We start from the raw sequence: 24,339 nt of genomic DNA on the forward strand, positions 1-24,339 counted from the left end.
CCGGGAGCCCCCGAGGTCCCCAAAACAGTGTGCCGGCGCCCGCGGCCCCCCGCGGCGGCAGAACTTCACTTGTCCCCACCGAAACAAGGCGAAAACAGCAGTCCAGAATCGTTCTATTGGCACCCTTGCCGGGCGAGCGCAAGCCCGCTAACGGCGTGGGGGCGTGCAATGCACGAATTCCGCGGCCGGCGATGTTTTATTGAGACATTTCCGGCCCGCACCGACCCCGATACAGCCCATGCAGATCGCGCTTTTCCAACCCGACATCGCCCAGAACACCGGCACGATTCTCAGGCTCTGCGCCTGCCTGGGCATGGCGGCCCACATCATCGAGCCGGCAGGCTTCCCGTTCTCCGACCGCTTGTTCCGCCGGGCGGGAATGGACTACCTCGATCATGTCAGCGTGACCCGCCACGACTCCTGGTCGAAATTCGAGGACTAGCGTGCGACACAGGGCTACCGCCTGCTGCTGTTCACCACCAAGGCCGCCACCGATTACCGCGATTTTCATTACCAGACGTCGGACATCCTGCTATTCGGGCGCGAGAGCGCCGGCGTCACCGACGCGGTGGTCGAGGCTGCGGATGCGCGGCTGGTGATCCCCATCACGGCGGGGCTGCGGTCGCTTAATGTCGCCATGACCGCGGCGATGGCCGCAGGCAAGGCACTGCGGCAGCTCCGGAACCCGCAAGTTTGAGATGTTGAGGAGAGACCATTGAGTTACGCGGTCAAGGAAATCTTCCTGACCCTGCAAGGCGAAGGCGCCCATGCCGGGCGCGCGTCCGTGTTCTGCCGTTTTGCCGGCTGCAACCTCTGGAGCGGCCGCGAGGCCGACCGCGAGGAAGCAACCTGCAAATTCTGCGACACCGACTTCGTCGGCACCGACGGCACGCTCGGCGGCCGCTATGCCTCGGCCGCGGAACTCGCCGACACCATCGCCGCGCAATGGACGGCAACCACCGACAACAACCGCTACGTGGTGCTCACCGGCGGCGAGCCGCTGCTCCAGGTCGATGCCGCGCTGATCGACGCCCTCCACGCACGCGGCTTCGAGATCGGCGTCGAGACCAACGGCACGATTGCGGCGCCTGAGGGGCTCGACTGGATCTGCGTCAGCCCCAAGGGCGGCAGCGAGCTCGTCCAGTGCCGCGGCCATGAGCTGAAGCTGGTCTATCCGCAGGCCCTCGCCGCCCCCGAGACCTTCGAGAGCCTCGCCTTCGAACGCTTCTCGCTGCAGCCGATGGACGGACCCGAGGTTGCCCAAAACACCGTGCGTGCGATCGACTATTGCCTGCGCCATCCGCAATGGCGGCTGAGCGTGCAGACGCATAAATCGCTCGGCATCAGATAGGATTGGTTTTCGAACAGATGTGGGAATTGACGAAATCGTTCCGCTTCGAGGCGGCGCACTCATTGTCGGGAACGACCTTTGGCGCCGCGAGCGAGGAGATCCACGGCCACTCCTTCCGCGCCGAGGTGACGTTGCGCGGCACGCCCGATCCTGCGACCGGCATGGTGGTCGATCTCGGCCTGGTCCAGCGCGCCATCGAGGACGTGCGGCTCACGCTGGACCACAAATACCTCAACAAGATCGAGGCGCTGGGCACACCGACGCTGGAGAACCTCTCGCGCTTCGTCTGGGAGCGGCTCCAGCATATCGGCAAGCTCACCCGCGTCAGCATCCACCGCGACAGTTGCAACGAGAGCTGCACCTATTACGGTCCGCAGGGGTGAAATTCGTAGGGTGGGCAAAGCGCAGCGTGCCCACCATCGAGCTCTACGATGAAGATTGGTGGGCACGGCGCCAGGGCGCCTTTGCCCACCCTACGAGACCGGTTTTGGAATTGGATATGGACGCTTCAACAATCGAAGACCGCAAGAGCCGCGCCCGCGCCTGGTTCGAACGCTTGCGCGACGACATCTGCGAAAACTTCGAGCGGCTCGAGGACGACGCGCCGGAAAGCCTTTATCCGGGCGAGGCCGGGCGCTTCAAACGCACGCCCTGGCAGCGCACCGATCATACCGGCGCGCCCGGCGGCGGCGGCGTGATGTCGATGATGTCCGGCCGCCTGTTCGAGAAGGTCGGTGTGCATTGCTCGACGGTGCACGGCGAATTCGCGCCCGAGTTTCGCGCCCAGATCCCGGGCGCGGCAGAGGACCCCAAGTTCTGGGCCTCCGGCATCTCGCTGATCGCGCATCTGCGCAATCCACACGTCCCCGCCGTGCACATGAACACCCGCTTCGTCGTCACCACAAAAGCCTGGTTCGGCGGCGGCGCCGATCTCACCCCGGTGCTCGACCGCCGGCGCACGCAGGACGATGCCGACGCGCTCGCCTTCCACGCCGCAATGAAGGAGGCCTGCACCGGCCCGAACGGCGTTGCCGACTACGACAAGTACAAGAAATGGTGCGACGAGTATTTCTACCTGCCACACCGCAAAGAGGCCCGCGGCATCGGCGGCATCTTCTACGACTGGCACGACAGCGGCGACTGGGACGCCGACCTCGCCTTCACCCAGGACGTCGGCCGTGCCTTCCAGAAGATCTACCCTGACATCGTCAGGCGCAATTTCGCGAGCGCCTGGACCGCTGAGGATCGCGAGGAGCAATTGATCCGGCGTGGACGCTATGTCGAGTTCAACCTGCTCTACGACCGCGGCACCATCTTCGGGCTCAAGACCGGCGGCAACGTGGACTCGATCCTGTCGTCGCTGCCGCCGGAGGTGAAATGGCCATGAGCACCACGATGCCTCCGCTGCCGCGCGCCATGCTGATCGACATGGACGACACCATCCTGTCGGCCTACGGCCGGCCCGAAATCGCCTGGAATACGATCGCGGAAGAATTTGCCGACGAGCTCGCGCCGCTGCCGCCGCAGCAGGTCGCGACCGCAGTTTTGGCCTTCGCACGAAACTTCTGGGCGAATGCGGAAGCCGCGTGGCGGATGAAGCTTGGCGAGGCACGGCGGCTCACGGTGCGGGGCGGCTTTGCCGCGCTCGCCGCCGACGGCCACCGCGCCCTCTCCGACGATCTCGCCGATCGCCTCGCCAACCGCTTCACGACCTATCGCGAAGAAGCGATCTTCGTGTTCCCCGGTGCGCATGATGCTATCGACGCGTTCAAGGCACGCGGCGTCAAGCTCGCGCTGGTCACCAACGGCGCCGCCGACATGCAGCGCGCCAAGGTCGAGCGCTTCGAGCTGACCCATCGCTTCGATCACATCCAGATCGAGGGCGAGCACGGCTTCGGCAAGCCCGAGGAGCGCGCCTATCTGCACGCGATGGAGGCGCTGGGCGTCACCGCGAAAGACACCTGGATGATCGGCGACAATCTGGAATGGGAGGTCGTGACGCCGCAGCGCCTCGGCATCTATTCGATCTGGATCGACGTGCATGGCGACGGCCTGCCCGAAGGCTCGGCCGTCAAGCCCGACCGCATCATCCGCTCGCTGACCGAACTCGTGCCGGACCCGACCTAGCCAAGGCGCGCAACCAAAAACATCGAAAACAACCCCATGCACAGTAGCCGGCTGCTGCAATTTCAACAGCTTGCCGCAAACGCAATGCATTGCTGATTTTACGAAATCATTTGACGCGTCGGGCAAAACAGGCGCATGATGCCATCATCGCCGCGCCCGGGACGGAAGAGCCCCTGGTGACCTCGGGCGATCCCCCACTCGAACCTCTGCCATCGACCTTTCGGCAGTCTGTGCAAGCCGCAGCGAATTCACGGGTCCCATAGCCCGTGATCGGCCTGTCATGACGGCTTGCTAGCCTCCCCTCTCGTCGATCAACCCCGAAAGGACCATCCATGGAACTGAAAACCGGCGACGTCGTGATGCTGAAATCCGGCGGCCAGCCGCTGACCGTCGCAGAGGTGAAAGGCGACGACATCCTCTGCCTCTGGATGGGCTCGGAAGGCGATCTGTTCCGCGAGACGCTGCCGCTGGCCGCGCTCGACCGCCTGGAAGTGGAAGACCACGACGAGGATGAGGACGAAGACGAGGATGACGAATAGGCACGCCTAAGCGACCTGCGATCGCGAGAAAGGGAGACCTGAAGCCTCCCTTTCTTCGCGTCTTCAGATCCGCTGATCAGAAGCGATAGTTCACACCAACGCGGGCGATGTCGAAGCTCGGCTTGATATCGACGTGAGTCGCGATGACGCCCGTCAACCCGGCCGGCGATTGAAGCGAGCCGGTCAAGTTGTAGCCTTTCGTGCCGAAACCCATGTGCAGATACTCGCCCTTGACCGACCACCCTGTCCCCAGAGCATATTCGAAACCGCCGCCAACCGCGTAGCCGATCAGGACGGCGCTGTCAGAAGCGCTCATGGAGCCCAGCGGTCCCAAGGTTGGCGGGAAGAGGGCAGTGACGATACTGCCCGTAGCGTTCGCACTAACCTTGGTATCGGCCAACGCAATACCGCCGGTCGCGTAGAGCAACGCCGGCCCAAACGCATAACCCACTCGGCCACGGAAGGTCGCATACCAATCGGTGCTGACGGAAGTACTGCCGCTGAAATTGCCGCCGATGGAGACGGGAACACCAATAGCCGAGTTGCCGGTGCTGGCCTTTGAATTGAGATACTGCCAATCAGCCTCGATGCCGAGCACCGTCTGCTCAATCTGCCAGTTGTAGCCGCCCTGGACACCGGCGGTGACCCCATTACCGTTGCCGGATACGGGGTTGAAGCCATAGATGCCCGAACCGCCATTCGAGTTCACGATTGTCCCGGTGGCGTTCGACGCACCGTAGCTGCCCCAGCCATAACCAACGTTGCCGCCGATATAGAATCCCGTCCAGTTGCCCACCTGAGCGGGAGCCTTCGACGACATACGGACCGGCGCCAGATCCGCAGCCTGGGCCGTGATCGGGCCGAGAGCGACTGTCGACAGCAATACAAGCGAAAACTTCCTCATTTCAACACCCCCCCTTATTGAGCCGCACTGGCGGCCTGCCAATCATCATGAAGCAAAACCAACGCAGCCTCAAAGCGCGATTGAATGCGCGAATCAGATCGCCCAATCGTTGCGCTCGGAGCCGGCGACTCCCTTCGCTGCTCGGGGCGGACAATGCGACGCCGTGTCTGCTCTGTTTGGTGAAGCGGACCTCGAGGGACTGCCTCTCGCTGGTCGGCTATGGGTCAAAGTGGTCTATCGGCTTATCGCGCGGAAATGTCCGCTGAGGGCCACGAGCGGGCACCGGGGCGACGGCACGCGGCGTTGGCAATCGGGATAAACTTGCCTTTCACCATGGCTAGCGACCACTGTGGCGCCGACGTATCTCCCTGCTAGAAACTAATACCCACACAATCGGAGCGAGAGCAATGAGGGCGATGGTTTCGGCGATGGTCTTTGCCACGATCTCTTCATATGACGCCGCCCATGCCGATTCCAGCACGGCCTCTGCGGCCCGTGCTCCTCAGAGCGCTAAGATGCTGGATAACATCTTGCAACAGCCTCGTACTTCTAAGAGTGATGAAGTTTTCCGGAAGAGCGCGCCGCCACCGGGGACGGTGCGGTTGAGCAATAGGGCTTTAGCGGTTGTAAAATCCTTCATGCACGGGGTGCGCCGTGCGATGCCCGAAGGCGATCAGATCGCGTGGATTGGTTGGGTAAAAGATCAGGCGGTTAAAGGGCCGAACGACACCAATTGGACAAGTCATGGCGCGGGCTGGGTCCTTGGTGCGTACCCACGGGCTCAAGTACCACCCGACATCATCGACACGGTTCGTGGTGTAGAAATTGTGTTCACGACCAACGATGATCCATCATCACTGACGGGAAAGACCATCGACGTAGCCAATCATAAGTTCTTTGTGCACGACTAATTCGAAGCAGAAGGCCCTATCTAACCGCCATAAAACGGATCTTGGCCATCTCGAGTTTAAGCATGCCGAAAACGCGTATCATGTATATCGAGAATAAATCCGCGTCGCTGAACGGACCGGCGCGGATTGGTCGCGTCTCGTTCTCGAAAACGGGCAAATCTATCAGCTATGGAGGGCGCACTTTCCAAAGCCTGAAAGGTAGTGGCTTCAAGGCAAACCACTACGACGTTGAGACGCGAGAAAGATTTTGGATTTCGGGTCCGCGAAAAGATGGCAAGGATCGCCTCTATGCTGACAGCTCCGCGGCTGTCGAAATCGACCCGGACGTTGCGGAGGAATACTGGCGCGATATCAGGGAAGCGCGCTCCGAATGAGTTCCGCGAACGGCACGGTCCGGCGTCGCGCGCAATCAGCAGTCGTCTTTGGGGGCACAAGCGGTCTGACCTCGGATTTTTGCGGATAACGATCTCCAGGCTGAGCCTCTCCCGGCTTCCTAATCTAGGGAGAGGGAGCCCGTGCCAAGTGCAAGGCGGCCTCAACGCCGCCTTCCAGGATCTGCTCCGCCTGCGCAGCGTTGGGCACGGCCCGCGCGAACTGAAGGGTGCCCACCATGAGGCCGAAGATGGCGGTCGCGCGGCGGCGGCTCGCTGATGCATCTGCGTCAGGAAGCAGTACGGCTAATGTCGCAACGTAGCCTCGCAGCCCTTTCTCGTAATCTCTCCTGGTGGACAGGGGCTGTCGGGCGATTTCGGGGAGCAACGCCGCCGAGGGGCATCCGCCCGTCGGGTCTTCGAGGTGAGCGCGGTTCAGGTATCTCCGGATCGCGCCCTCAAGGTCCAGGCCTCTCCGCTGATCCTCATCGAGGCGATGTTGCTGGTCGTCGAGCGCGCTCGCCAGCGCCTCGCGAACGAGCGCGTCTTTGGATTCGAAGTGCGGAGAGAATGCGCCTTTGGTCAGGCCGGCCTCGTCCATGATCCCGGCGATCCCGGCGGCGGAGATGCCGTTCCGGCGCATGCACTTCGACGCCACATCGATGATGTGCCGTCGCGTCGCCGCCTTATGACCTTTCTCGAAGCGCATCTTCTCTCCTCTCCACAAATATCCCGCGGCCCTTACGCTGCGGCCGCTTCCAGCAAAGCTTGGAGGTCGCGATCAAGTTGCTGGGCCACTGGATCGACATTATCGCTGCCAAGCCGACTGAAAACGGATGCTGGTCGATCACGACGTTAGATCGCACTCGACTCTGCGCCCAAGATGCCTTCGATGCCGCGGGCAAGGTTTAGAAGCCGCCGGTCGCTCCCTAAGGGGGCATCCAGCTCAAGCCCAATCGGCAGCCCCGCGCGAGACAAGCCAACAGGAAGGCTGACACCGGGCAACCCCACGCTGCTTGCCGACACGGTGTGGTTCGCCAAAGCGAGGTAGCTAACTTCCTGTCCCGCGATATGGACGGTCGCCTGCTCCTCGATCAAAGGCGCCGTGCAGGGCGTGGTCGGTTGCAGAATGACCAGCGCCCCATGAGAGACGAACGCCGTGTTGAGCCGGCGCTGGATTTCCGGCCGGCTCACGTCGAGCGCAGTCTGATAGGCCTCTGCCGAGGTAGCACCTGCACCACCCGGCAGTACGATGTGCGCCCACGCCTGCCGAAGTTGGGGCTTAAGGCCCTCGTAAATGGCCTCGAACGTGGTCGGAATGTCATGGCGGTGAAGAAATTCCGAAATTTCGCCCATCGTCTCATGAGCGAAGATGCCCCATGTTGCGGTTTGGACAAGGGAATTGAAATCGTCGCCAAGATCTACTTCAACGATCTCGGCGCCGGCGTCCTGCAAGCGCCGAACCACCTCGCGGAAGCGGGTCTCGACTTCCGAGTCCACCAGATCCAGGAACTGTCGCGGCGCGAAGGCCAGCCGGGCACCCTTCAGGCCGTAGCCGCCGTTGGATAACTCCGCAGCCTGTTCACCGGTCACGACCTGATCCACCAAAATGCAGTCCTCGACGTTTCGGGCGAACACGCCCGTCGTATCGAGCGTATGGGAGATCGGCGCAACGCCGTCGCGTGGCCAACGTCCAGTGGTTGGCTTGAAGCCCACGACCCCACAGAACGATGCGGGGACCCGGATGGACCCAACGGTGTCACCGCCCAAGGACGCGGGAACGATGCCGGCGGCCACGGATGCGGCGGAGCCGCTCGAGGAGCCGCCCGACACGCGATCTCGTGCGTGCGGATTCTTCACCTGGCCGTAACGTGCGTTGTGACCGGTCAAGCCGTACGACATCTCGACGAGGTTATTCTTGCCGAAGACCAAAGCGCCCGCCCCCTTGATGGCCCGGACGGCGTCGGCATCTTCGCGCGGCACGAAGTGAGCGAGACCTTCGACGCCCAGGCTGGTAGGTAGCCCTTTCGTCAAATAACTGTCCTTCACCCCAAGCGGCACGCCAAGGAGCGGGGCCGCCGATCCGGCCGCACGCGATTTGTCTGCGGCCCTTGCGGCCGCCAGCACCCCAGCCTCGTCGATGGTGATGAAGGCGTTCAGCTCGGCAAGCGCTCGGGCGCGCTGTAAAAGCGCCGCGGTGTAGGCCTCCGAGGTAATGTCGCCGTTGCGAACCGCTGCTGCAGCGGTTGCGAGCCCAAGCGAGTCGACATCTGTGGTTTGTCGCGATGCGATGTGGCGTGAGGCCGTGGTCGTGTCGTCCATGAAATCCTCGCTGGGAGCTGTTTGGCGGCACCCGGCCGCCGCCCAACAGCGGCTCAGCTTGATGCCATTACGGTCATAATATTAAATTACGATCGTAATTCAATAGAAATGGCGGCTTCGCTGGGGACACATGAGCGTGAGGTGCCGATGGATTGCGGGCAATGATTGGTTTCAACGGCGATTTCTGCTTTGGGTCACAAGCCGGCATCGACCCAGAGCGCTGGAACGTCTGCTAAGGGGCTAAAAGGCGACATGCGGCCTGTGGAGTCGGCACCGCTCCTCGCCGGGTGGCGGCCAGCTCAAAGCTCGGAGACCAATTCCACCAGGATATGACGCAGCCACGCATGAGATGGATCGTGATCGTAGGAAGCGTGCCAGAGCAGTGAAACAGCTACGTCCTGCAAATCCACCGGAGGCTGGCTCAGGCTAAGCTTGAGTTCTGTGGCGAACAACCGAGCCAGCCGCGCGTGCATTGTCACGACGACAGGTGCGCGTGCCACCAAGGCAGGGACAGTGAGGAAGCGAGGCGTGGTCAGGACAACCGTCCGCCGCAATCCTAGTTTCTCAAGGGCGTCGTCTACCACGCCGCGCACAGTCCGGCCCGGCCGCAGGCTCGTGAGAACATGAGGTAACCGCACATAATCTTCGAGCGAGATTTTGGCGTCGGTGATGCCCGTTATCTCCGCGTTGAACATGCACAGATAGCTCTCGTTGAACAGCAGACGCCGCTTGTGGTGGATCTGGCCCTGAGGAAAGACGTCATAGCCAATAGCGAGGTCCAGTTCGTCGGCATCGAGATCATCCAGAAGTCTCGACGAGTCGATGTTGTAGAGGCGCAGATGGACGCCAGGCGCAACCTTGCGCAGGCGTGCGAGGAGAGCGGGAAGGACCAGGATTTCCATGCTGTCCGGGAGTCCGAACCTGAAGGTCCGCTCTGCCGTCGCTGGATCGAATGCGTCGTCGCGTGAGACAATCGTTTGGATTTGAGACAGCGTAGCCCGCACCGGCTCTACCAGCATCACTGCACGAGGAGTGAGGCGCAAGCCGTCGGGCCCGCGCGTCAGAAGCTCGTCGCCGAACAGGTCACGCAGGCGGGCGAGGTTGTGGCTCATCGCCGACTGACCAATGCCTACACGGCCCGCAGCTCGCGTGACGCTACGTTCGCGAAGCAAGGCATCGAGGTGAACCAGTAGGTTTAGGTCGAGATGGCTTAGATTGACGGCATCGATACCCATCATCGATCCAATCTGTTTGATCAATGAACATAGGCCGTCCATCTTATGTGGCAAGGGAACGGAGGGCATGGCCCACCGCCCAGCTAAAGGAGATCAACATGTCAATCCGCAGTAGCCTTTTAGCCGCCACACTAGCCTTAGCCGCTTTTGGAACCGCTCATGCAGATAGCCTCAGGCCAATTCAGGCAAAGAGCATCGATCTCGGCGGGGTGTCCGGCGTCGCCTACTACACCGTTGAGCGCGATGGGTTCCATGTCGTGACGACCCTTGCTCAGGGCGAGACGGGAACGCCAATCCGCGTGGTCTCTGTTCTTGCGCCAGGCCAAAGCGTTGTTCTCTCAACGTCCCAGCAGCCACGTGCGCTTGAAATCAGCCGGGCGGGCAACGAAGTGTTGGTCCGCAAGGCGGCGCCCGTCACAAATTAAGGTTCGAGCCTAGCGGGCGCGGTAATTTTCGGCGCCCGCTCTAACCCCGGAAGGCGTCAGGCGGCCCCTCATGCCGGCGATGGTGAAGCGCACCAGCAGGTGATAGCTCGCCAGCATCGGCGTCGGACCCGGTGGCGAGATCAGCCGAGAGTCTTGCGACGTTCCGCGTCGACTTGAGCTCGCCATTGCTTGACGAGATCGCGTCGGCGACCGGGATAGCGTTCCGTCCTGAGCTTGATCTTTTCTATCCGATCCGCCCGGAATGAGCGGAAGTCCTTTCTCATTTCGCACCAGCCGGCAATGATGCGCCGGGAATCGAAAAAGCCGACGCCAATTGGCCAGATGATCCGCGTGGTCTTCGCGCCTTGCGGGTCGCGATACACAATGGAAAGCTTGTGTTGGTCGCGCATCGCTTGCCGCACGACGCGAAGGTCGACGGCTTCGGGCTGCTTCGGCCTGCGCCCCACATGAAAGGCACTGTCGTCCAGCTTGTGTTGCAGCTCCGAGGGGAGGACCGCGCCAATTTTAGCGAGCGCGTCACGCGCCGCCAGCGCGAACTCGTCATCGGTCTGGCGAGATACCCATTGGGCGCCCAGCGCCAAGGCCTGGATTTCCTGTTCCGAGAACATCAGGGGAGGAAGGAGGAAGCCGGGTTGCAAGACATAGCCAAAGCCAGGCTCACCGTCGATTTGTGCGCCCAAGCCCTGCAAGTCGGCGATGTCGCGATAAATCGTTCGCAACGACACGCCCGCCTCAGCCGCAAGGTCGTTGCCCGACACCGGGGTGCGGTGCCGCCGCAAGATCTGCATAAGGTCGAATAATCGTTGGCTCTTCGACATAGACCAAGTCTAGCACGAATCCTGCCAAAAAATGGCAGTAGGCATCGCGGGCGACGGGCGGCGGGGCTTTACTGGCCCGGACGGCATTTACATCGCTACCAGAGCCTTTCCGGCAAGCTTGCGCCCGGCTTCAAGCGCCGCGATGAGCGGGATCGCATCGTTCAGACGCACGGTCTCAGCAACTGGCAAGCGCAGCTTTCCATTCGCCGAAGCGACGGCAAGGCCGTCAAGGATATCAGCCCGCGCGGTGCAGACGATCGGCTTGAGTTTCCGGTTGAAGATCGCACGGATGAACTTGATTGGCGCTGGATTGATATCGAGATACACGCCGCCTTCGCGAAGCAGGCCAACCCCGGCAGCAACCGCCATCGTTCCCGCCGTGTCATACACTACGTCGAAGCGTTCACGGATCTTCGACAGATCGGTGGCCCGATAATCGAAGAGAGGCTGGACGTCCAAGTCACGGGCTCGCTGCATCGCCTGCGCACTGCATGTCCCCGCGACGGTCGCCCCGAACACCTTTGCGAGCTGCACCGTGGCCTCGCCGACAGCACCGGTGCAGCCGTTGACGAACACCTGGCTGCCGGATTTCAGGCCAGCCTTGTCCACGAGGCCGTTCCATGCGGTGACCCCCGGCGTAGCCAGGCAAGCCGCGTCCTCGAACGAGACCGAATCCGGCCTCCTGGCGACGAAGGCTTGGGGGGCTATGACGGCTTCGCCAAGCGCGCCGCCATGCTTTATCTGCGCCATGCCGAACACGGGATCGCCAATTTTGAAGCGCGTGACGCCAGCGCCGACAGCGGTCACGATGCCGGAAAAATCGCTGCCCATGGCGCGCGGAAATTTCTTCCCCGTCACCATTTTGAGATAGCCATTGCGCACCTTCCAATCGATGGGATTGATGGCGGCGAACTTGACCTTGACCGCGACTTCGCCGGTCCCCGGAGCCTTCAGCTCGAAGGCTTCGAGCTTCATCGTTTCGGGACCGCCGTAACTGTCATATTGAATCCGTTTCATGGTCGATCGCGCCTTAGTGCGGTTGGACGGTCGCCGTGTAGGCGGCGAACGGAGCCGCGTCGTAGATCACTTCGGTCGATGCGATCTTGCCGTTCTTCACCTTGAGGAGCTCCGCGACGACGGCGTTGGCAACCGGATGGGTGTCCGCGCTGTAAACGACGACAGCCTGCTCATCGTCGCCGTAGGCGACGAGAACCGTGACCTTCTTGATCATGCGGGCGAAACCCTCGTGGAATTCGCGAAACTTCTGCACGCCGGCGATCCGCCCGCGCGGCGACGTGCAAACAACGTCGTCCGCCGACACGGAAGTAATCGTATCCACGCTCCTGCTGGCGATGGCCTCGATGTAGGTCTTGGCGATCTGCAGCGCTTGGCCGTTGCTTTGGGTTTTCATCGTCTTCCTTTCAGTGAAAAATGCCCTGAAAGAAGACCTAGCGCAGGCCGGTGACAGATTCTGGCAGTAGGAAATCGGCGCGGCTATAGGCGCCTTCGCGCCGCGACCGGCCTGCCTCCCCTGTCCACTGCCCCGGACCTCGCGCTCCGCCAACCTTCATTTGAATGATGACGAGACAATTGGTCGCAACCACTTTCCACCGAAAGACCTGAATGAGGTCGGGAGAGATGAGCACCTGTCCAGCATGCGGCAGTGGATCAACTGCCAAATTATTCGAAGTGACCGCAGATCAAGCCTCTCGATCCTTCGTCAGTCCGCGCCAATATCCGGATCGCTCTCGAAAGTTAATAAGCCACCTGTCGCTGCTCTGGGGCCGCGACAGCTGCGATATCCGCAAATGCGCCGATTGCGGATTCGGATTTGCAGATCCGTTCGTCGCGGGCGGCGCCGAGTTTTATAACCTGGCCGCGCCGCATCCCTCCTATCCAACCATGAAATGGGAGTATGCGAGGACGATCGAAGCGCTGAGCGGCCTCGGCACTGCCGGAAAAACGGCGATCGATGTCGGGGCCGGGTTTGGCTATTTTCTCGATCACATCAAGGACAAACTCTTTCACGCGTCCGACATTTACGCTGTCGACTACAACGAAGCAGCGCAACAGGCATTGCAATCGAAAGGCTACAAGACCTTTTCGGTCGACCTTCGAGAGGATGGCTTCAGCCCGATGAAGGAGGCCTTCGACATCATCTTCATGTTTCAGGTGTTCGAGCACATGGACCGGGTGGATGACGTCTTCGCGCGGTTGAAATACCTTCTCAAGGCGCAAGGCTCTGTCTTCATCGCCGTGCCGAATGATATCCGAACACGATACATGGAGTGCCACGGATCGCTCATCGACATGCCGCCGAACCACATTGGCCGCTGGACGAAGGACGCGTTTGATGCGGTATGTCGACGACACGGCCTGCAATTGAGCATTTGCGAGCGGGAGCCATTCAATCTCCTGAAGTTCCTCAGGGAAGACATCGTAGACAGCTTTTTGCGCAGGGCAGAGAAACCGGGCAGCGTCAGTGAGTTCGTGCGCGGCCTGCCGCGAAGCAAAGCGCAGCGGATTGGGCAGGCTGTGATCGCACTTGCGCTTTCGCCATTACGCTTGCCGGCATGGGCCTACGCGGCCAGGAACTCCTCGACGCTCGGCAGTGCGCTCTGGGTGAAGATCGACAAAAGCGCGTGACGGGCGACCCCGGTCGAACGGGCCGCTCGCCGCCGCAGCGCCTGCTGGCTCATCACCTGCTCTTCGGTCTGATGGCGTCAACAGTTCCCTGTATGAAGGCCTGGAGTTTCCCGACGTCCCCTTCCGTCAACTTGCCGCTGAAGTCAGGCATGCCGTGGTCGCGGAATGGACCGTGGAAGAGGATATGCCTCAGATTGGTAATCTCTTCGGCGCTGACGTAGCCGAGATTGATGATGTTGCCGCCACGGCCGACGCCAGGCACGCCGTGGCAGGCTATGCAGGCCGCCGCGACATAGATCTCCCCGCCTTCCCTGATATCCCTCGGATCGTACTTCACACCCTGCAGCAGACCTTCGGTCCGATACTTGACGAAGTCCGGCAGCTTCGCCGTGCCGCCGAGTGCGTATGTGTAGATCGTTCCCGGATTCTGGTACTCGGTCGCGCGGTGCGTCAGGCCGTAGGAGCCGCCCCAGCCGACCGCAATCGAGATGTATTGCCTGTCGTCGACCACGTAGGTTGCGGCGGCCGCCACCGCGCCGGAGCCGGTTGGTCTTTCCCACAGCTTGGTTCCGTTTGCCGCGTCATAAGCGACGAAGCGGCCATCCGCCGTGCCCTGGAAAACCAGATTGCCGGCGGTGGTCAGCGTCCCGCCGTTCCACGGCGACACGTGCTCGACGCGCCAGACTTCCTTTTGATGCACCGGATCCCAGGCGAGCAGACGTCCGAATGGGGCCGACTTCGGAGGGTTGAAAACGAAACCGATATTCCCGCCCAGCAAGCCGCCGAGCTTGCCCGGCGCAGCAGCATTCTGCACGAACGACTTTTCCGGCGACAGATTGACCGGGATGTGCTGCGCTGGAAGGTAGACGAGGCCGGTCAGCGGATTGAACGACATCGGCTGCCAATTGTGAGCCCCGTCCGGTCCCGGAATCGACTCGTATTGATCTGCGTCGCGCGCGGCCGGCAGCTCAACAGGCCGTCCGCTGGAATCGTATCCCGTCGCCCAATTCACATCGACAAAATTCTTCGCCGAGATGAACTTGCCGTTGGTGCGATCGATGACGAAGAAGAAGCCGTTTTTCGGCGCGTGCAGGATCACCTTGCGCGCCACATCGTCGATCTTGATGTCGGCCAGGATCATCGGCTGGGTTGACGTGTAGTCCCAATTGTATCGCCGGGCGTCTCCTGATAGTGCCAGACATACCGGCCCGTGTCGGCGTTGAGCGCGACGATCGAGCCCAGATAGAGATTGTCGCCTCCCGACGGGCTGCGAAGCTTGCGATTCCAGGGGCCGCCGTTTCCGGTGCCGACATAAACCATGTTCAGATCGGGATCGAACGTGATCGAGTCCCACGGCGCACCACCGCCACCGTTGACCCAATATTTGCCTGAGGGATCCCAGGTCTTCGCCGCGGCTTCCATCGAGGCGTCTTCAAATGGCTTCGACGGATCGCCGGGCACGGTGAACCAACGCCAGAGTTGCTTGCCCGTCTCGCTATCGTACGCCGTGACATAGCCGCGCACACCATACTCGGCACCGCTCTGACCGATCACGACCTTGCCGTTGAAGACACGCGGCGCGCCGGTGATCGTGTAGGAATGCTCATGATCGATCAGCGTGTCCGTTTCCCAGATCTTGGCCCCGGTCGCGGCATCGAGCGCGATCAGGCGCCCGTCATAGGCGGCGACGAAGACCTTGCCCTTGTAGAGCGCGAGGCCACGGCTGACGGAGTCGCAGCAGCCCCTGTAGCCCTTCGACCGGTCAACGCCTGGATCGAACGACCAGATTTTTTTGCCGGTCCGCGCGTCAATGGCATGGACAACGTTCCAGGGTGCCGGCTGATACAGGATGCCGTCGACGACGAGCGGGGTTGCCTCGATCCCGCGCGATGATTCAAGATTGTAACTCCAGACGAGCCCGAGATCCCTGACGTTGTCAGTGTTGATCTGGTTGAGCTTGCTGAACCGCGTTTCGGCGTAGTCGAGGCCGACGGTCGGCCAATCCCTGGATGTTTTCGTATTTGCTTTGATGAAGTCGCTGTCGACTCTCGAGATATCCGCCTTGATGCGGTCCTGCTTCGCGTCGGTCCCGGTCTGCGCCCATGCACTGGAAGGGAGGGAAAGACCCAGGAGAGCAGGAATGAGAACAAGAGCGACACTGATCTCACGGAAGGCAATCTGAATCCCGGACCGATCGCTCGACGTTTTTTCAGGCCAATGGCACTCTGCGTTGGGGCACTCTGCGCTGGATCGTTCCATGCCTCACCTTCCTCCGTGCATGTCGAGACCACGATGCGTGCGCATGCCTGCGCCCGCTTCCGTTGATATGAAGCCTCCAACCTGCCTCGACGGTGCTACCGAAGCATTTCAGTCCTGACATGCCCGATTGCAGTTGTAAGAAAGCGTCCACGACCGTCATCGGCGAAATGCCGTAGGCGCCGAGCGCGGTCGTCGGCGCCGCACGGACGAGCACGATCAGCGCACGGCGGCAGTCGGCATAGCGCAGATAGGCAATGGCGCGGTTGAGATTGGTGAAGATCGCGGAGATCGCGATGATCGGCACGGGCTGGGCGCCGACCAGCGGCACCAGCACCAGCGGCATCAGGGCGCCGGTCGCGCGGGATCAGTCCAGGGCACTTTGAACGTCGCGCGCCCGTCTGAGGTCAGCCGTTTCGGCTCCTTCGTCGAACCAACGGAGGATTGGTTCTAACAGAGCGCGCGCCTCGTCAGGCCTTCCCTGCGTCCGCCAGAGCTCTGCGAGGCTTGTGACGGCGCGTAGTTCCAAGGATCTGGCGCTTTGACCACGCGCCACCTCGATAGATTTCTTGAGATGAAGTTCAGCCTCTCTTGTCCTCGATGGGTCGCATACGAGAAGAAGCTGCGCGTTCTGCCGATGCAACTCTGATTCCCATGACCTGCCTGTCATGTCACCCATATCGGCCAGGGTTCCTTCGACAATCGATAGCGCGCTTTGGATGTCGCCCGCCTTGGCGTGCAGGTCCGCCAGCCAGCTGGTCATCATCGGAAGCATGAAGCCGACACCCTTCCGTCGCGCTTCGCCGAGTCCCAATGCCATGTCTTCCTGGGCCTCTCCGAGCCGGCCTAGTTCGCCGGCTGCTCGGCCTCGAGAAATTCTCGACAAGATTGCGTATAGCGAAAACCGCTGCTCCTGCGACATTTGAAAGCTTTTCTCGGCGCTTTCGAAGGCGCGGCCGGCCTCGCCGCGCAGCAGGTGCACGACAGACGTCATGTAATGCGCGAACGCTACGGTGTAGGGGTGGTCGAGGTTTTGCCCCAAAGCAAGCGCTTCCGAAACGCGGGAAAGGGCTTGATCCGGATAGCCCAGAAACCACGAGTCCCAGGACAGCAGCAGAAGTGAAGCCGCTTGGGGTTCCACCATGTAAAGATTGGATAGGGGCTGTTTTCCTTTGCCAACCGAGAGCTTGATCGATTCCTTGAAATGGTCCGCTGACGATTGGAAGCTTCCCATCGTCAATAACGTACTGCCCATCACTCTATGAGCCACCATCAGCGGCACGGGTTGGGACAATGCCCGGGACCGTGACAGGAACTCGCCGGCCAGGCGGAGCGCATCGTCATTCTTTCCACCCATCCAGAGGTGCCCCCACAACCCAAACAGGGCCTGGAAATACTCAGGGATATCGCCCAGCTGCAGGCATAAGGCATGAGCTCGCGAAAACGCTTCGCGGGTTTCCGCGGAGGCATACCCCTGAACGGCGATAAGCGGTATTCCCAACGCCAATTGGATGTCGATCTCCTGTTTGATCCGCTCAGGCGTTTCCGGCAAGGCGTCCAGAAGCTGAAGGGCCTTTCGAAAGCTGGCAATCGCTTCGACGTTGGCGGAATGCGCGAGCGAGCGCTGCCCGGACTCGAACCAGCAACGAATGGCCGATTGGTGATTGCCTGCCTCTTGATGGTGATAGGCCAGGACCTGGGGTTGATTTTCGGCGAGCTCCGAAAAATCATGCTGCAAGACTGCCGCGATGTCCGCGTGTATCTGCTGCCTCTTGCTCCGAAGCAAGGAGTCATAGATCGCGTCGCACAACAGCGCATGCTTGAAGGCGAAACGAAGGGAAGGCGAAATGCCGACTCGATAGATGATGTCCGCCTGTTCGAGCAACGAGAGGGCCGACAGCATGTCGTCATCGCCCATTCGTGATGCGGCCGACAAGAGATCATAGGAGAACTCGCGCCCAATCACGGCCGCAATCTGTACAAGTCTGCGGCTCGGCGCAACGCGGTCCAGCCGCTCCATCAATGCATCACTCAGCGTGTCCGGAACCCTGAGTGACGCCAGCTGTGGTGCGCGCTCGAAACCGCCTCGGGTTCGTGAGGGCGCGCTCATCATGCTGCTCGTCAGTTCTTCGACGAAAAGTGGCACGCCGTCGGCCTTTGCAATAATTCGGTCGAGCACCGGTTCGGGTATGCTTCCTCCCTTCAAGATGTCCCGGATCATCGCCTTGACTTCGGTGAGCGACAATCGCGTGAGCGAGTGCATGGTGGCGTTCGCACGCGTTATCCAATTGGGACGAAACTCGGGTCGGCACGACACGATCAGCAGGACGCGGGCGTGATCGATGCCGCTAATGATCGATTCAATCAGCTCAAGTGACGATGGATCCAGCCAGTGCGCATCCTCGAGGATGCAGAGCGTGGGGCGCTGGACAGAAAACGCCAGGATGATGTCGACAAGCGTGCTTATCGTCCTGTTCTTTATTTGCTGCGGCGTTAGACCGGATAGTTCCAGGTTATTCTCCAAAGGGATTGATAACAGCTTGGCAATGAGCAAGACCGGCTCTTTGGAGTGATTGATTGATCGCGGAAGGTAATTTGTAAGTTTGACAAGCTTGTCTGTCTCGGCGCCGCGAGCTGTTAATTGGGCCGCTTGTTCGATCTGACTGATCACCGGATAGAATGCGCTTTGACTATGGTAGGGCGAGGACTGATGGTGCAACAGAACGTGTGGCTCCTGCTGAACATGCGATATCAATTCGTGGAGGAGCCTTGATTTGCCGACCCCGGGAATACCCGAGAGCAATATGACCTGGCCCTCGCCTTCTTTGACCTTCCGCCATCTATCGAGCAGCAAGCTCAGTTCGGTTGAACGTCCAATGAGCGGGGTAAGAGAGCCCGTATGCGCAGCGTCGAAGCGGCTGGCGGAATGTTTGGCGGAGAGCACGCGATACACGTGAAGCGGCTCACTCAGGCCCTTGATTTCATAGAGCCCGACGTCCTGAAAATCAAACGCTGCCCATACCAGACGCTTCGTCGATTCCGAGATGAGCACCGTATTGGGAGCGGCAAGGGTCTGTAGACGTGCGGCGATATTGGGCGTCTCCCCCACTGCGTCCATCGACCACGTACCACTATCTCCAATCTCACCGACAATGACCGGGCCTGAGCAAACACCCACGCGACAATTCAGGGCGACCGGCCCTGAAATCTTCGTAATTCCGAACGCAATTTCCAGACTGGCGTGAACAGCGCGAACGGCGTCATCCTCGTGTGCGTAAGGCCAGCCGAAAAATGCCATCACGCCATCGCCGAAATAGCGGGCGACCTCGCCGCCATAGCGTGCGATTGCGGCGCTGCACTGTACCCGATACACGTCAATGAGCTTTTGGAGATCCTCTGGATCCAACTTCTCCGATAGCTGCGTAGAGCCTACCAGGTCACAGAACATCACCGTGATCTGGCGAAACTCGGCTTCGCGATGTTTGTCAGGAGGATGTTTGTCAGAAGAGGGTGACACCACGGCGGCGCTTGCAACCGCCGTCGGCGTGCCGGCGGGCTGGCGCGCGGCTGTCAATGCCTTGATGGCCGTCAGCAGCTTCTTGCGGTGACCTAGAGACGATACTCCCAGCTTTTCGAGATCATCCTCCGTCAAATCCGGCAGGACCGAGAAGTCGATGTGGTTTTCAGCGAAGGTTTTGGCGTAATGGCCTAGACCGTGGCTCCCCAGCCACTCAGCCAAGTCGGTGATCGTTGTCCTCGTCATTGCAGAGGTCCTCGCCTACTGCCGTGGTCCATCAGGGAGCTGAGCCTCGGACCTCCATGCGCGGCCTTCGTCACCTGAACATAGGAAACCTTCTCCGGCGGACGACATCATTTTCCGCACGCGACACTAAATGAGCGAGCGTTATATCAGCGTTAAACGAGCGTTAGATGAGCGCTCATTCAACTCCGAAATTTTCCCTATTCGGTGTCGAGGCGCAACCGCAGCTCGGCGCGAGGACGCCATACGCCGGTGCCATACCCCGCTACCCGCGGCGCAGTCGCGCGCCCTGATGGCTTGAAGCGCAATCGTCCTGTCACCCTATCGGGGACCGGGCCTCCATTCTCGTCCGTCTCGCCAAGCCGGACCGGCGATGGACGATCGCGCTGTTCCGCTCACGCTGCGGGCCGTCGAGCACCCCGCTTTTCACCCTTCAAGGGATGTGAGCGGCGACAACAGGGGAGCGCCTCTCCAAGCGCCTGCTCAAGCTCTTCGAGCATCTCCGCATCGGATTTGAGAAGCTCGTGATTATATCCCTTCGCCAGAATCACTGCCGATTCATACGTCTCCTGAACCACCCTGATACGATCATTCGCGGGAAGGGAGGCTACGAATTTGATGGTTTCTTCGACGTGATTGGCCTCGCTTCCGAGGGAGCTGTGACTTCTGAGGAAGCGGGTCGCATCAGTGTCACCCGGACAGATCGCCTGCACCTTCTCTATATCGCTCTGCTGCTTCAGCGCCGCGATGCGCTCCAGGCAGTACGAATAGCCGATGCAGCCGATTGGATAGTCCTGGACGCAAAGTTCGTCGAAGCGCTTGCAGAGCGGCTTGATGCCCTCTGGAATGAAGTTGGCGACGAGGCGCTCGCCGGGCGCACCCAGCGCACGCAGGTCCTTCAGCGCGAGCCGGTCGTGACCGGTTTCCTCGCGTGCACGCTCTTCCAAATAGTCTGCAACCTCGGGCCTCCCCAGCTCGTTGAAGCGCCGGGCGGCGCGCCGGAGGTTTCGAGGCGTATCGACTGAGGTGTGATACGCGCCCACCAATGCCACGATATAGCCGACGAGCGTCGGCTCAGGGCGCGCGAGGTTCTTTTCGATTCTGGTAAATCCGAGATTGATCGCGCCGTCGAGCAGCCCGATCGTGCTGCCCGCTGAGCCCACACCTGTCATCGGTGCAGAGAAGGGATCCATGTTTTCCACCGTACCGCCAGGGGCATGAAACCAAACCTCTCCCGACTCGCGAGCGATGATCGAAGTATCGCACGCGACGTTGACCCACTCCGTGACCTGCAGTGTCATTCGAACCTCCACTTTCGCGTGAACGCCCGTTTGTTTTCACTGGGATGCGACAAAAATTCGCGCCCCAGCCAGAGACACTCTGTCGCATCCGAGACGGATTGCGATACCGCTAGATTCCGTTCGGCGTGATGGCCATCAGCAACTTGGCCGTCTCGAGCAGAGGCTGCCCAAGAGTCGGACGTGTGGGTCTCGGCAGCACCAGAACGACCCCGACGGTTCTTTCGAGCCCTGCGTCTGCCAAACTGAACCCAGCATCGAACTCGTCTTCCGTGATGACGATGGGTTTCTCCAAATAGATGCCCCGAGCCGCAAGGGCTGCTTTTGCTGCAGTCGAGCGCGCCAGGTACTGCGCCATGGATATCGTACCCGTACTGGGTGTGATCAGGGGATTGTTGGCGGGACCTGTCCATATATCGACGATCCACTGTGCGAGGACGTCACTTTGGTACGAGAAATCAGCTACCTTATCTTCCAAATCGTCCTTCGCAGTGCCCATCTCGTCCGCGAAAATTCCGCGTTTTTGCTTCTTATTTGGTCCTGCCGCGTGCGCCGCTACGGGAAGCATTGCGCCGCCGGCGGCTCCTGCAAGGAACCAACGCCGATTGAAATTCGGTTGTGGCTTGATGTGCGAGGCCATAATCAATCCCTCCCTGCTGAAATCAGTTCGGTGTCTTACTGCCGCACTCGTACTCTAGTTGTAAGTTTTCTTCCTGACAAGGCTGCTGCTCCACTGCCCAATTCAACCCGCACAGACGATGGTTTATTTGAGCGAACAATTGTGAGTACGTCCTATCGACTTTGCCGCATCAAAGCCTCCATGCCGACGCTCACGGCGCGCCGCTGTTTCGAGGCATGATGAAGATCACGCGCATTGCCGCATGCTGCCAGTGGCAAGCTCCTACGAGTACACGTAAGGCGATTGAAGATTATACCGCCTCTGGTCTGGATGGTTTGCATCATTGCGACTGCGGCACAGCATCAACATCCCTGGGTCACACGGTCGGTACTGAGGACTTCTGCGGCTATTCGCGTCAGTCATGATGTAGCGAGCATGCCGGCACATGATCCGCAGGCTTGTTGCGACCAATTCGACGCCAAGTGTGATTGGGCCATTGTCCTGCATTTGCAAATGTCAGCACCGTTGACCTGCCTTGGAAAAGGCACCACATCCGCGCCGCAGGTGAGAGAGAGCTACGGGGTCATAAGCCGCCGATGACGGCTAAGCCGGGCGACTTCCGGTTTGTGCTCGGAAGCCGACGTCCATGAGCACGAGGTTCGATTCACGGTCTAGCCGCGAACGCCAATTGGACCGGAGCCATCTATGCGATCAGCGACCTTGCCGCCGCCGAGATCATCACCAGCCCGCCGGTGATGACAGCGACATCGAGGATCGCCGTGTGGATGTGCACCGGCATCCGCTCGACGAAGGCTTTTGCCAGAAACGCGCCGGGGATGGCGATCGCGCCGATCAGCAGCGCGAAGGCGAGCACTTGCGCATTGACGGCGCCGGCAAGGCCGAACACCGAGATCTTGATGAGACCGGTGCCGAGCGAGATCATCGCATCGGTCGCGATCACGGCGGCGCCTTCGAGGCCCGCGGCCATCAGCGGCGAGAGCAGGATCACGCCGGAGCCCGAGGTGCCGCCGACCAGCACGCCATAGCCGACCGAGCCGGCGGCAAGGCCGGTGTCGCCGATCCTGACCTGGCGGCGGCGGAGCACGCGGCGCAGCGGCACGCTCAGGATCAGCATGGAGCCGATCACGAGTGCTGCGCCCGCATTGGTCAGCCGCGTGTAGCCGTAGGCGCCGAGCGCGGTCGTCAGCGCCGCACAGGCCAGCACGATCAGCGCGCGGCGGCGATCGGCATAGCGCAGATAGGCGAGCGCGCGGCTCGAATTGGTGAAGATCGCGGAGATCGCGATGATCGGCACCACGGGCTCGGCGCCGACCAGCGGCACCAGCACGAGCGGCATCAGGGCGCCGGTGCCGTAGCCGGCGAGACCACCGATGATCGAAGCAAACAACGCCATCAACGCGACCAGCAGGAGCTGAAGGACCGAGATGTCGGCGAAGCCTGAGACGATGTTCAATTTCTCTCGTCGCGGCTGACGCGTGCCGCTGCTTGATCGGCGATGGAAGCGAGCGCGGCTTCCTCTAGGGGAAAATCCGCCGCAAGCCAAGCGTCCTCGGCAAGCGTCAGCACATGCCCGAGCGCGGGTCCTTCCGCCATGCCCCGCGCAATGAAGTCGGCGGCGCGAAGCGGAAATTTCGGCGCAGTCCAGCGCTGCGGCAACTCGGCGAGCGCACGCCAGCGCGACGATCCGACGTCGCCGCCGTCCCGCGCCCAGCCGAGCAACACGCGATCGTGATAGCGCTCCGCGCCGAGCCGGTAGAGCAACCGCCGCGCATTGGCCTCGTCCTTGGTGGCGAAGCGCCACCAGCGGTGCCCCATCGAATCCAGCGCCTTGCTTTCCGCATTGGAGAGCCTCAGGCGCGTGGCGACGCGCTTGGCATCTTCGGTCACGGCGACCGTCAGCGCGGCGAGCCGCCGCGTGCTGCTTGCCGGCAAGCCAAGCTCGCCCTCGATCGCGATCATGGCCGACAGCGGCCCGGTATAGACGACGCCTCCGCTCAGCGCTTGCAGCAACCCGCCATCCGCCATCGCGCGCGCGGCATCGGAGGCACCGTGAGCGACCAGCAGCTTCAGCATCTCCAAGCGCACCCGCTCGGCCGACAGGCTCGCAAGCCCCGCACGTCCCCGGATGCAGGCGAGATAGCCGTCGCGGTCGGGCTCGCCGGCCCCGAAGGCGGCGTGGATGCGGAAGAAGCGCAGGATGCGTAAATAGTCCTCGGCGATGCGCTGGTCGGGATCACCGATGAAGCGCACGCGCCGCGCGGCCGCATCCGCGATCCCGCCGACATGGTCGTAGACGACACCTCGCACATCGGCCGACAGTCCGTTCATGGTGAAGTCGCGGCGCTCGGCGTCCTTCACCCAGTCGCGGCCGAACGCGACCCTGGCCTTGCGGCCGAAGGTTTCGGTGTCCTCGCGCAACGTCGTGACCTCGTAAGGGTGTCCGTCGATGACGAGCGTGATGGTGCCGTGGTCGATGCCGGTCGGCACGCTCTTGATGCCGGCAGCCTTGGCGCGGCGGATCACCTCGTCGGGCAACGCGGTGGTTGCGATGTCGATGTCGCCAGGCACGAGACCGAGCAACGCATTGCGCACGGCGCCGCCGACCACGCGCGCTTCCTCGCCGTCGGCGTTGAGCAGTGCCAGGACGCGCGCCGTCCCGCCGGAGGTCAGCCAGGGCGCATTGGCGAGTAACGGCTCTGCGCTCATGGTCCAGCC

The 24,339-nt window shown here is 61.4% G+C and carries 21 protein-coding genes and 3 pseudogenes; 10 read left to right on the forward strand and 14 right to left on the reverse strand.

Going from position 1 to position 24,339, the window contains the following annotated elements:
• Positions 1-238: 238 nt before the first annotated feature.
• From OWC48_RS36725 to OWC48_RS36750, 6 genes and pseudogenes are all read left to right on the forward strand, one after another.
• A pseudogene (locus OWC48_RS36725) lies at positions 239-697 on the forward strand (tRNA (cytidine(34)-2'-O)-methyltransferase).
• 18 nt (positions 698-715) lie between these two features.
• Positions 716-1,351: a 7-carboxy-7-deazaguanine synthase gene (gene queE / locus OWC48_RS36730; protein WP_282524364.1), complete on the forward strand. Its 636-nt coding sequence runs from the start codon at positions 716-718 to the stop codon at positions 1,349-1,351.
• A 17-nt stretch (positions 1,352-1,368) separates the two neighbouring features.
• The gene (locus OWC48_RS36735; protein WP_028153666.1) at positions 1,369-1,734 is read left to right on the forward strand and encodes a 6-carboxytetrahydropterin synthase; all 366 of its coding nucleotides are present in this window, start codon (positions 1,369-1,371) and stop codon (positions 1,732-1,734) included.
• 116 nt (positions 1,735-1,850) lie between these two features.
• A complete protein-coding gene (gene hemF / locus OWC48_RS36740; RefSeq protein ID WP_282524365.1) occupies positions 1,851-2,738 on the forward strand; it encodes an oxygen-dependent coproporphyrinogen oxidase in 888 nt (295 codons plus the stop codon).
• Positions 2,729-3,478 (forward strand): HAD family hydrolase, encoded by a 750-nt coding sequence (locus OWC48_RS36745; protein ID WP_282524366.1) that lies wholly within the window; start codon positions 2,729-2,731, stop codon positions 3,476-3,478. The genes hemF and OWC48_RS36745 overlap by 10 nt, the downstream gene beginning before the upstream one ends.
• Positions 3,479-3,810: 332 nt before the next feature.
• Positions 3,811-4,017 (forward strand): YodC family protein, encoded by a 207-nt coding sequence (locus OWC48_RS36750; RefSeq protein WP_028153663.1) that lies wholly within the window; start codon positions 3,811-3,813, stop codon positions 4,015-4,017.
• Positions 4,018-4,093: 76 nt separating this feature from the next.
• Here the strand turns inward: OWC48_RS36750 and OWC48_RS36755 are convergent, their stop codons facing one another.
• On the reverse strand, positions 4,094-4,921 hold the full coding sequence (locus OWC48_RS36755; RefSeq protein WP_282524367.1) for an outer membrane protein: 828 nt from the start codon (positions 4,919-4,921) through the stop codon (positions 4,094-4,096).
• A 407-nt stretch (positions 4,922-5,328) separates the two neighbouring features.
• Here OWC48_RS36755 and OWC48_RS36760 point away from each other — a divergent pair, with 407 nt between their 5' ends.
• The gene (locus tag OWC48_RS36760; RefSeq protein WP_282524368.1) at positions 5,329-5,832 is read left to right on the forward strand and encodes a hypothetical protein; all 504 of its coding nucleotides are present in this window, start codon (positions 5,329-5,331) and stop codon (positions 5,830-5,832) included.
• Positions 5,833-5,894: 62 nt separating this feature from the next.
• Entirely contained in the window at positions 5,895-6,206 is a 312-nt protein-coding gene (locus OWC48_RS36765) for a 1-deoxy-D-xylulose-5-phosphate synthase (protein WP_282524369.1), read from the forward strand.
• Positions 6,207-6,330: 124 nt separating this feature from the next.
• Here the strand turns inward: OWC48_RS36765 and OWC48_RS36770 are convergent, their stop codons facing one another.
• From OWC48_RS36770 to OWC48_RS36780, 3 genes are all read right to left on the reverse strand, one after another.
• Positions 6,331-6,912 (reverse strand): TetR/AcrR family transcriptional regulator, encoded by a 582-nt coding sequence (locus OWC48_RS36770; RefSeq protein ID WP_282524370.1) that lies wholly within the window; start codon positions 6,910-6,912, stop codon positions 6,331-6,333.
• 146 nt (positions 6,913-7,058) lie between these two features.
• A complete protein-coding gene (locus tag OWC48_RS36775) occupies positions 7,059-8,525 on the reverse strand; it encodes an amidase family protein (RefSeq protein ID WP_282524371.1) in 1,467 nt (488 codons plus the stop codon).
• A 299-nt stretch (positions 8,526-8,824) separates the two neighbouring features.
• The gene (locus tag OWC48_RS36780; RefSeq protein WP_282524463.1) at positions 8,825-9,760 is read right to left on the reverse strand and encodes a LysR family transcriptional regulator; all 936 of its coding nucleotides are present in this window, start codon (positions 9,758-9,760) and stop codon (positions 8,825-8,827) included.
• A 98-nt stretch (positions 9,761-9,858) separates the two neighbouring features.
• Here OWC48_RS36780 and OWC48_RS36785 point away from each other — a divergent pair, with 98 nt between their 5' ends.
• On the forward strand, positions 9,859-10,185 hold the full coding sequence (locus OWC48_RS36785; RefSeq protein WP_028158248.1) for a hypothetical protein: 327 nt from the start codon (positions 9,859-9,861) through the stop codon (positions 10,183-10,185).
• Positions 10,186-10,325: 140 nt separating this feature from the next.
• On the opposite strand, the gene OWC48_RS36790 is transcribed toward OWC48_RS36785, so the two are convergent.
• The 3 genes from OWC48_RS36790 to OWC48_RS36800 all read right to left on the reverse strand — a co-directional run bounded on the left by OWC48_RS36790 (position 10,326) and on the right by OWC48_RS36800 (position 12,435).
• Positions 10,326-11,024, reverse strand: a complete 699-nt coding sequence (locus tag OWC48_RS36790) for a YafY family protein (protein WP_085402513.1) — start codon at positions 11,022-11,024, stop codon at positions 10,326-10,328.
• Positions 11,025-11,111: 87 nt separating this feature from the next.
• A complete protein-coding gene (locus OWC48_RS36795; protein ID WP_282524372.1) occupies positions 11,112-12,041 on the reverse strand; it encodes an NAD(P)-dependent alcohol dehydrogenase in 930 nt (309 codons plus the stop codon).
• A 13-nt stretch (positions 12,042-12,054) separates the two neighbouring features.
• Positions 12,055-12,435 (reverse strand): nuclear transport factor 2 family protein, encoded by a 381-nt coding sequence (locus OWC48_RS36800; RefSeq protein ID WP_282524373.1) that lies wholly within the window; start codon positions 12,433-12,435, stop codon positions 12,055-12,057.
• A 227-nt stretch (positions 12,436-12,662) separates the two neighbouring features.
• Between OWC48_RS36800 and OWC48_RS36805 the strand changes: the two genes are divergently transcribed.
• Positions 12,663-13,670 carry a bifunctional 2-polyprenyl-6-hydroxyphenol methylase/3-demethylubiquinol 3-O-methyltransferase UbiG gene (locus OWC48_RS36805; RefSeq protein WP_282524374.1) on the forward strand — a complete coding sequence of 336 codons (1,008 nt, stop codon included), beginning with the start codon at positions 12,663-12,665 and terminating at the stop codon, positions 13,668-13,670.
• Positions 13,671-13,722: 52 nt separating this feature from the next.
• Here the strand turns inward: OWC48_RS36805 and OWC48_RS46980 are convergent.
• The 7 genes and pseudogenes from OWC48_RS46980 to OWC48_RS36845 form a co-directional block, all read right to left on the reverse strand.
• Positions 13,723-15,854: pseudogene (locus tag OWC48_RS46980) on the reverse strand (PQQ-dependent dehydrogenase, methanol/ethanol family).
• Positions 15,855-16,065: 211 nt separating this feature from the next.
• A pseudogene (locus OWC48_RS36820) lies at positions 16,066-16,284 on the reverse strand (sulfite exporter TauE/SafE family protein); the annotation flags it as partial.
• Positions 16,285-16,293: 9 nt separating this feature from the next.
• Positions 16,294-19,689 carry an adenylate/guanylate cyclase domain-containing protein gene (locus tag OWC48_RS36825; RefSeq protein WP_282524377.1) on the reverse strand — a complete coding sequence of 1,132 codons (3,396 nt, stop codon included), beginning with the start codon at positions 19,687-19,689 and terminating at the stop codon, positions 16,294-16,296.
• 392 nt (positions 19,690-20,081) lie between these two features.
• Positions 20,082-20,987, reverse strand: coding sequence for a hypothetical protein (locus OWC48_RS36830; protein WP_282524378.1), 906 nt, complete (start codon positions 20,985-20,987; stop codon positions 20,082-20,084).
• A gap of 109 nt (positions 20,988-21,096) precedes the next feature.
• Positions 21,097-21,624 carry a hypothetical protein gene (locus OWC48_RS36835; protein WP_282524379.1) on the reverse strand — a complete coding sequence of 176 codons (528 nt, stop codon included), beginning with the start codon at positions 21,622-21,624 and terminating at the stop codon, positions 21,097-21,099.
• A gap of 682 nt (positions 21,625-22,306) precedes the next feature.
• Positions 22,307-23,077 carry a sulfite exporter TauE/SafE family protein gene (locus OWC48_RS36840; protein WP_282524380.1) on the reverse strand — a complete coding sequence of 257 codons (771 nt, stop codon included), beginning with the start codon at positions 23,075-23,077 and terminating at the stop codon, positions 22,307-22,309.
• Positions 23,074-24,330, reverse strand: a complete 1,257-nt coding sequence (locus tag OWC48_RS36845; RefSeq protein WP_282524381.1) for a CCA tRNA nucleotidyltransferase — start codon at positions 24,328-24,330, stop codon at positions 23,074-23,076. The genes OWC48_RS36840 and OWC48_RS36845 overlap by 4 nt, the downstream gene beginning before the upstream one ends.
• Positions 24,331-24,339 lie beyond the last annotated feature (9 nt).

It is taken from the genome of Bradyrhizobium sp. Arg816 (assembly GCF_029989365.1).
Classification (GTDB): Bacteria; Pseudomonadota; Alphaproteobacteria; order Rhizobiales; family Xanthobacteraceae; genus Bradyrhizobium.

What these genes read in the sequence shown, in the direction of transcription:
- OWC48_RS36735 (WP_028153666.1), top strand. Translation starts at nt 1,369, where the DNA reads ATGTGGGAATTGACGAAATCGTTCCGCTTCGAGGCGGCGCACTCATTG.
- hemF (WP_282524365.1), top strand. Translation starts at nt 1,851, where the DNA reads ATGGACGCTTCAACAATCGAAGACCGCAAGAGCCGCGCCCGCGCCTGG.
- OWC48_RS36745 (WP_282524366.1), top strand. Translation starts at nt 2,729, where the DNA reads ATGGCCATGAGCACCACGATGCCTCCGCTGCCGCGCGCCATGCTGATC.
- OWC48_RS36750 (WP_028153663.1), top strand. Translation starts at nt 3,811, where the DNA reads ATGGAACTGAAAACCGGCGACGTCGTGATGCTGAAATCCGGCGGCCAG.
- OWC48_RS36755 (WP_282524367.1), bottom strand. Translation starts at nt 4,921, where the DNA reads ATGAGGAAGTTTTCGCTTGTATTGCTGTCGACAGTCGCTCTCGGCCCG.
- OWC48_RS36760 (WP_282524368.1), top strand. Translation starts at nt 5,329, where the DNA reads ATGAGGGCGATGGTTTCGGCGATGGTCTTTGCCACGATCTCTTCATAT.
- OWC48_RS36765 (WP_282524369.1), top strand. Translation starts at nt 5,895, where the DNA reads ATGCCGAAAACGCGTATCATGTATATCGAGAATAAATCCGCGTCGCTG.
- OWC48_RS36770 (WP_282524370.1), bottom strand. Translation starts at nt 6,912, where the DNA reads ATGCGCTTCGAGAAAGGTCATAAGGCGGCGACGCGACGGCACATCATC.
- OWC48_RS36775 (WP_282524371.1), bottom strand. Translation starts at nt 8,525, where the DNA reads ATGGACGACACGACCACGGCCTCACGCCACATCGCATCGCGACAAACC.
- OWC48_RS36780 (WP_282524463.1), bottom strand. Translation starts at nt 9,760, where the DNA reads ATGGGTATCGATGCCGTCAATCTAAGCCATCTCGACCTAAACCTACTG.
- OWC48_RS36785 (WP_028158248.1), top strand. Translation starts at nt 9,859, where the DNA reads ATGTCAATCCGCAGTAGCCTTTTAGCCGCCACACTAGCCTTAGCCGCT.
- OWC48_RS36790 (WP_085402513.1), bottom strand. Translation starts at nt 11,024, where the DNA reads ATGTCGAAGAGCCAACGATTATTCGACCTTATGCAGATCTTGCGGCGG.
- OWC48_RS36795 (WP_282524372.1), bottom strand. Translation starts at nt 12,041, where the DNA reads ATGAAACGGATTCAATATGACAGTTACGGCGGTCCCGAAACGATGAAG.
- OWC48_RS36800 (WP_282524373.1), bottom strand. Translation starts at nt 12,435, where the DNA reads ATGAAAACCCAAAGCAACGGCCAAGCGCTGCAGATCGCCAAGACCTAC.
- OWC48_RS36805 (WP_282524374.1), top strand. Translation starts at nt 12,663, where the DNA reads ATGAGCACCTGTCCAGCATGCGGCAGTGGATCAACTGCCAAATTATTC.
- OWC48_RS36825 (WP_282524377.1), bottom strand. Translation starts at nt 19,689, where the DNA reads ATGACGAGGACAACGATCACCGACTTGGCTGAGTGGCTGGGGAGCCAC.
- OWC48_RS36830 (WP_282524378.1), bottom strand. Translation starts at nt 20,987, where the DNA reads ATGACACTGCAGGTCACGGAGTGGGTCAACGTCGCGTGCGATACTTCG.
- OWC48_RS36835 (WP_282524379.1), bottom strand. Translation starts at nt 21,624, where the DNA reads ATGGCCTCGCACATCAAGCCACAACCGAATTTCAATCGGCGTTGGTTC.
- OWC48_RS36845 (WP_282524381.1), bottom strand. Translation starts at nt 24,330, where the DNA reads ATGAGCGCAGAGCCGTTACTCGCCAATGCGCCCTGGCTGACCTCCGGC.